Raw genomic sequence first — 6,217 nt, 5'->3', positions numbered from 1 at the left:
CTGAATCGGCCGACTGGCCGCGGGTAATGATGACAAAGCGGCGTTCGGCCCAAGGTTCGGCTAGCGAAATAAAGGTCAATGAAAGACGCCTTGGCGTGACCTATTGCGGCTTCGCGAGGAAGGATAGCCGGTCCAAGATCCGCCGGTCCGTCTACCGTCGCAAATTGCACCAAAAACGAGGGCACCCCTTCCAAAGGTGCCTGTTGCGTCGTTGTAATGCTCGGCCTTGGCTTTTGCCTCAGCAAGGTCCGTCCCCAGTCACTCCCAGCGGTTGTCCTTATGGACGTAGTAGAACGCTCCATGCTTTGGGTAAAGCCTGGCTTGCTTTTTCGAATACAGCCCGAGCTGGTTTGTTTTTCTTTTGCGCCGCGTCCTCGTCTTGGTCCCGTCAAGCAAGGCGAGCACCATCGCCGCGCTAAAAAGGATAGGGCGATCTTTCATGTTAGGATCTCCTCACATACCGACGGAGGTGATCATGGTCGATGTCTGGCGGCAATGGGAAGATCTCTGCGTTGAGTTTGAGGCCGCGAAGATGGTGGAGCTTAGAGCTCGCATCCCAGTGCATCGCAAATTCGCTACGCTGAGCGATCAAGGTCAGGCCCGCAATCCAACCCGTGGCGAGATTGACGAATGGCAGAGCGCTCTTTCCTACCTCGACGATGTCAAGGCTCGACTTGCATCGGTTTGTTCAATACCATTCTTAATTGCTCGCTCCCTGTGTGGCAGAACTTAAACGTCATGACCCACCGCATCCGGATCTTCAATCCGGCGAGGATAAGGAGCACCATCGGGGTGCCGAAAAGAATAGGGCGCTTTTTCATGCACGGATACTCACAAGGCGATGGAGGTAAAAATGTCGAAGCGACACGAATACCGAGGGGTTGAATACGAAATTGGAGCGACTATTGATTCCAATGGAGCGTGGGTCGGAGAATTCGTTACGTTCAAAAAATCTCCCGATGGATCTTTCACAAAGGATTTTCCTTATATACAGTCGCCCGAAGAGTTCGAAAGTGAGCCTAGGGCGAGGGAATTCGCACACGCAAGCGCGAAACGATTCATTGATGAGCTCATATCGAAAAGGCGGAGCACTCAATGAGGCGGCTACGATCTCTTTCATCCAACTACGGAGGCAGATCCGATTTCAGTGGGCAGCCAGCTACGCAACGGATAACTTGCTCGCCGACTTGGAGCGCGCAAATAAACCTGCGGAGCCTGCAAAACGACGGCCCGCTTTTTGACTCCGCTTCGGCTGGAATACGCTCCCGATGGTAGCGGCCAGAAGATTGTGATGTCGGCCATTGAATACGAGTTGGACGTTGCCAAGCAAACCTTTACCGCTCCTGAGAGCTTCCGCACCGATCTGGCGAGCGTTCCGCGTCTGCCCCTGGCTTACATGCTCTTCGGTGGTGTAGCGGATGAGGCAGCTCTTGTCCATGACTACCTGTACACCACGCGCCTAGTATCCCGAAAGATCGCAGATGAGGTGTTCGCCGAGACTATGAAAGCGAAGGGATCTGGGCGTGGCACCGGTGGCCAATGTGGCTCGGCGTGCGTCTGTTCGGCGGATCTCACTGGGAAGAGCCTCGGCCAACGCAATCTGATCCCACAACACCGTTGAAGTTTAGGAAGGCTAAGCCTCCGACTTGAAATACTATTAACTATGAACTCTCGTCGTCAGGAGCAGAATGAAGCACATTGTCGACATAAGGATGAGGTGCATATTTGAACTTCGCGCCGCATGGGCATTCCTGAGAGCTAAAGTCAATACTGGTGTACACGGCGTCTAAAGCATAGTGTTTCAGGCGGCGAGTTTTCGTTGTTCCGGTGGATCGTCTTGCACCGGTATTCCATCTTTGAACGACACGCCGTCAAGTAGTGGTTCTATCTTGTCAGCGCCGCGAATCCTGCGCCAGGATTTCTCTGCTTCTTCCATCAGCTTGAACGCCAGCCCCAGGAACGTCGCCCGTGACAGGCAATTGCGCGAGCGTGTAGTGCGATGCCTTACCGTCGCAAACCTCGAATCAATGGGGTTGGTGGTGCGCACATGCTGCCATGTGCTCGGCCGGGAAGTCATAAAACGCCAGCAGACTGGCCTTGTCCTGAACGAGCTTGTCGGTCGCTTTCGGATACTTCGCTCCATAAGTAGTGATGAACCGGTTGAACGCCGCCATGGCATCGTCTCTGGTGGCGGCCATAAAGATGTCTTGCATGCCGACCTTCGCTTTGGCCTGCTGTGATGCCGGCAAGGCGTCGCTCATGTCACCCGTCGAGATGCCTTTGAGGTACAGCCACGGCAACGCCGCAGACACGCGGGGTGACTTGCGCACGTGGGGCGGTACAACCGACGAATCGAACTTGACTCCCATGCCACTACGGTCGCGTACCTTGGGCACTTTGACGGCCACCGGCCCGACAGCGTCTTTACATTGGCATACTGTTCCAGTAACTGGGCCAGCTCGGCCTCGATGGCTTGCTGGATGACTTGGCGTGCCCCACCGCGCACCAGTTCGTCCAGGCCAACACCGATTTCCGGTAGACCATTTGCCGTTTCTTGCTTATCCTTCTCCATGGTGGAGGTGTCCTTTGTTGGTTGATTTTGACTTCGACAATCAAATTGTCCAACAAAAATCTCCACCGCCTTCCTCCTGCTTCAGATTCTGCCACGTACACCACTTTCGAGCTTAACTCGTCTCGCCCCTAGCCGTTATGCACTACAAAATCGCCAAGTGCAAGCTTTGCATGGGTGCTTTCGATCACGCGTCCGGCAAAATCAATTCCCGCAGTTACTGTTTTTTTGCGATCATCGTCTTGTCTATAGCCTGTCACAGCAATCAGCACAGCCCTGGCAGTTTCAGGGCGCTCGTTGGGATCGGCGTTCTCGGCACGGTGTGCCACCTTCTATTGATCTTGGCGTTCGGTACGGCCGGTCCGGCCGGGACGGTCGCCATGATGCCATTTACCTATGCGCAGATTGGCATTGCGGCGCTCGTCGGCTGGTAGCATTGGGCCATCAACCGGATGGCTTGGCCAGGATTAGCATGACCGTCATCGCCGTAGCCAGCGTCCTCACCGACTTGCTGAACGACAGGCAACGAAAAATTCTGCCCGCTAGCCCACCGGTGGTGGCTGGTTTACAGCAGGTTTCTAGGTTTTACTTGCGGCGGCTTATGCGGGCGACCCCGGCCCGCCAGTGCCTTGTGCGGGCTGCGGGCGAAAGAGTTCGCACGCAGCCGAGCATCGGTTGCTTTTTCTTGCCGTCTCACTAATCCGCACAAAGGGTCGCGGTCTGACCGGCAGGTCGGCGGCATCTCATTTCGTCGTCGGTGTATACAATGAATACTGTTGTATCCCTGGTTCCACCAGATAGTAGACATCTAAACAGTGCCAGCCGTGAAAAACCCTTTTTGTCGGCTCAAAATGCGCGCGTTCCGGTAGTATCGTCGTGGCATGCCTTTTGCTGGAGTAGCATGCAATGCAGCGTGATGTCGCGCCACCGATGAGCTTGCTTGCAGGTGGCGGGCTGACGGCATTTATCATTCAACGGAGATACTTCATGACTCAGCAAAAAAAAGTAGAAGGCCGCACAATCGTCGTTCACCCGGCACCGGACGGTTCCGATTTTGAAGTCGGCTTGCGCCCATATTTTAAGTACCGCGATACAGGCACTAAGGAAGCGACTAACGGTGCATTTGCGGCACATGTGATCCAGGCAGTGCCCGGTATCCCTTTTAAACCGCAATGGCACACGCATACCCTTGGCTTCCAATTGTTTTTTGTTCTGCGCGGATGGGTCGTGTTCGAATACGAAGATATCGGTGTCGTGAAAATGGGGGTTGGCTCGTCGGTATATCAGCCTTCGGATATTCGTCATCGCGAACTAGAGCATAGCGATGACTTTGAAGTGCTCGAAATCGTATCGCCTGCCGATTTTGCGACGGCATTAACCGGCGAGCCTCTCTAGAGCAGTCCGAGCATAATATTCAAAAGCACACAGGCATGCCGCTTGCAATTAAGCATAGGCCGGGCTCGAAGGCATTAAAGCAGATCGAGCTCATGTAGCCGCTTATAAAAAGTTCGGCGGCTAACGCCGACCTTTTTCATCGCCAGCGATTTATTGCCGCCGCTGCTAGACAACGCATCTTCGTATAATTTGCGTTCGATCTTTTTGATCTCACCCTTGAGGCTGCCTTGTTCGTTCATGTCGGGTGCCGGTTGCGCCGCTGCATTCAGGTCAACAAAATGCTCCGGTAAAACCACGTCCGAATCGCATAAGATGACTGCACGCTCAATCGAGTTGCGAAGCTGACGGATATTCCCGGGCCAGTCGCTGCGTTGCAACAGTTCGATCGCTTCCGGCGCCATAATCAATTTGCGCTTATACGCCTCGCAAAATTGCGCCAAAAAGTGCAAGGCTAGTACCGGGATATCTTCCTTACGCTCACGCAGCGGTGGCAAATGCAGCGGGAATACATTTAAGCGGTAAAACAAATCTTCGCGAAACTTACTTTCCTTGACCATCAGCTCTAGCTTACAGTTGGTTGCAGCGATCACGCGCACGTCGACTTTAGTAACGCGCGTACCGCCGACTTTTTCGATTTCCTTGTCCTGCAGGACCCGCAACAGTTTCGATTGCATCGACGCGCTCATATCGCCAACTTCATCCAGAAATATCGTACCGCCCTCGGCAAGCTCGAATTTTCCGACTTTGCCGCCCCGTGCGGCGCCTGTAAAGGCCCCCGAAGAAAAACCGAACAATTCGCTTTCCAATAAGCTATCGGGAATGGCAGCACAGTTCACCGCGATGAATGCCTTGTCGCGCCGATGACTGGCTCGCCGTATCGCCTGCGCCAATACATCCTTGCCGACGCCACTTTCACCGGTAATCAGAACCGTGGCGTCTGTTTCCGCCACGCGTCGCGCCATGCCAATGACCTGCGTCAGCGCGGTACTGGCGCCAATGACGTTGGCGAATGAGCCAGCATGCACATGTTCTCGCAATAACAGACCCTGATAGTAATTTGCCAACCCATGGGCGCGCCGGTAGGCGCCGTACAGCTCCATCAACTCTTTGGAGTTTAGAAACACGGTTACGACGCCGACCATTTCGCCATCTCGGACGATCGGGTTCGCGCTGAGCACAAGGTCCAGACCGAGCTTTTCCGAATAAAACGAATCCCACGTAATGGCTTGCCTGGTCTTGAGTACCTTCAAGGTGCGCGCATCGGGGGTTACATCGCGCAAATTGCGACCGATCACCTCTTCGGATCCCAAGTCCATGATGCGCGTATAGGCAGGATTAACATAGACGATCGTGCCGTCGCGATCAACGACTACGACTGCATTCGACATTGAAGCGACGACGAGGTCGAAAGGAATATTCTCAAGCAAGGAGGATGCGCTCTCGTTAGAAACGGAACCAGTTTCCTGACCCATGTTGTCTCCTGTTTTCATATGTTAAGTCGCATATCCGCATACGAGCTGAATCGTAACCTTTGGTTGGACCAATCCGCTGATGATCGTTCAACAATATTTCTGGTAACCAATGAAACGCATCAAAAATTACGTGGTGTCAACTATTGGTATAACTAGCTAAGTTTAGCGTAAGCGGTCATCGAATAGTGTGTTGAGGCTGATATCAATTTGTAGTGGTGGTCCACCTGCGTTTGGAGCGCATATTTTTACCGCGCTCGCTTAATCCTCAGTTAAAGCCGATCCAAATTTGTGGCCCAGGACTTGCTTATTGTACGAGCGCTTTTACTTGCGCCCGACGGCCAGTTTGGAGATGCGCTGCCGGTTATTTAATGCAATATGATTGTTTACGGAGACACGATGACTAAGATGTATAACTGGAATAGCCTGCCGCGCGAGGTCGTGCGTAAAGGCGTGGAGCGTTGCGGATTCCGCGGCGAAAACGCGATCGTAGTGATGAACTGGGTGGAGCCGGACATCAAGATCAATCCACATACGCACGACTTCGAGCAGCTCGCGATTTGCATCGAGGGGCGCTTCAACTACCACGTCGGCGATCAGGTGTTCGAAATGACACCAGGTTCGATGCTAGTGGTGCCGCCGCATACGGTGCATTACGTCGAGCCCACCAGCGATGAAGTGGCATTGAATCTAGACGTGTTCTCGCCGGTGCGTGACGACTACAAGCACTTGGTCGAGTATCAGACCGCCGATGCGACTAATACGCAAGCGCAACAGGAATGAG

7 protein-coding genes and 1 pseudogene are annotated in these 6,217 nt (G+C 53.7%); 5 read left to right on the top strand and 3 right to left on the bottom strand.

The annotated features are described in order from the left end of the window. Positions 1 to 258: 258 nt before the first annotated feature. Positions 259 to 441 (bottom strand): hypothetical protein, encoded by a 183-nt coding sequence (locus ASE07_RS17140; protein ID WP_057292048.1) that lies wholly within the window; start codon positions 439 to 441, stop codon positions 259 to 261. Positions 442 to 475: 34 nt separating this feature from the next. Here ASE07_RS17140 and ASE07_RS17135 point away from each other — a divergent pair, with 34 nt between their 5' ends. Both ASE07_RS17135 and ASE07_RS17125 read left to right on the top strand, forming a co-directional pair. Then, a complete protein-coding gene (locus ASE07_RS17135) occupies positions 476 to 733 on the top strand; it encodes a hypothetical protein (protein WP_057292047.1) in 258 nt (85 codons plus the stop codon). A 558-nt stretch (positions 734 to 1,291) separates the two neighbouring features. Beyond that, a complete protein-coding gene (locus tag ASE07_RS17125) occupies positions 1,292 to 1,621 on the top strand; it encodes a DUF1353 domain-containing protein (RefSeq protein WP_057292045.1) in 330 nt (109 codons plus the stop codon). Positions 1,622 to 1,801: 180 nt separating this feature from the next. Here the strand turns inward: ASE07_RS17125 and ASE07_RS28140 are convergent. Then, a pseudogene (locus ASE07_RS28140) lies at positions 1,802 to 2,572 on the bottom strand (transposase). A 170-nt stretch (positions 2,573 to 2,742) separates the two neighbouring features. Here ASE07_RS28140 and ASE07_RS17115 point away from each other — a divergent pair. Beyond that, positions 2,743 to 3,003: a hypothetical protein gene (locus ASE07_RS17115; RefSeq protein ID WP_156396712.1), complete on the top strand. Its 261-nt coding sequence runs from the start codon at positions 2,743 to 2,745 to the stop codon at positions 3,001 to 3,003. A 472-nt stretch (positions 3,004 to 3,475) separates the two neighbouring features. Then, positions 3,476 to 3,964 (top strand): cupin domain-containing protein, encoded by a 489-nt coding sequence (locus tag ASE07_RS17105; protein WP_235548507.1) that lies wholly within the window; start codon positions 3,476 to 3,478, stop codon positions 3,962 to 3,964. A gap of 74 nt (positions 3,965 to 4,038) precedes the next feature. Here the strand turns inward: ASE07_RS17105 and ASE07_RS17100 are convergent, their stop codons facing one another. Beyond that, the gene (locus ASE07_RS17100; protein WP_057292041.1) at positions 4,039 to 5,436 is read right to left on the bottom strand and encodes a sigma-54 interaction domain-containing protein; all 1,398 of its coding nucleotides are present in this window, start codon (positions 5,434 to 5,436) and stop codon (positions 4,039 to 4,041) included. A 396-nt stretch (positions 5,437 to 5,832) separates the two neighbouring features. Between ASE07_RS17100 and ASE07_RS17095 the strand changes: the two genes are divergently transcribed. Continuing rightward, positions 5,833 to 6,216, top strand: coding sequence for a cupin domain-containing protein (locus ASE07_RS17095; RefSeq protein WP_057292040.1), 384 nt, complete (start codon positions 5,833 to 5,835; stop codon positions 6,214 to 6,216). Position 6,217: the final 1 nt, after the last annotated feature.

This window comes from Noviherbaspirillum sp. Root189 (assembly GCF_001428545.1).
Taxonomy (GTDB): Bacteria; Pseudomonadota; Gammaproteobacteria; order Burkholderiales; family Burkholderiaceae_D; genus Noviherbaspirillum.
This window is presented reverse-complemented; position numbering and strand designations above follow the sequence as displayed.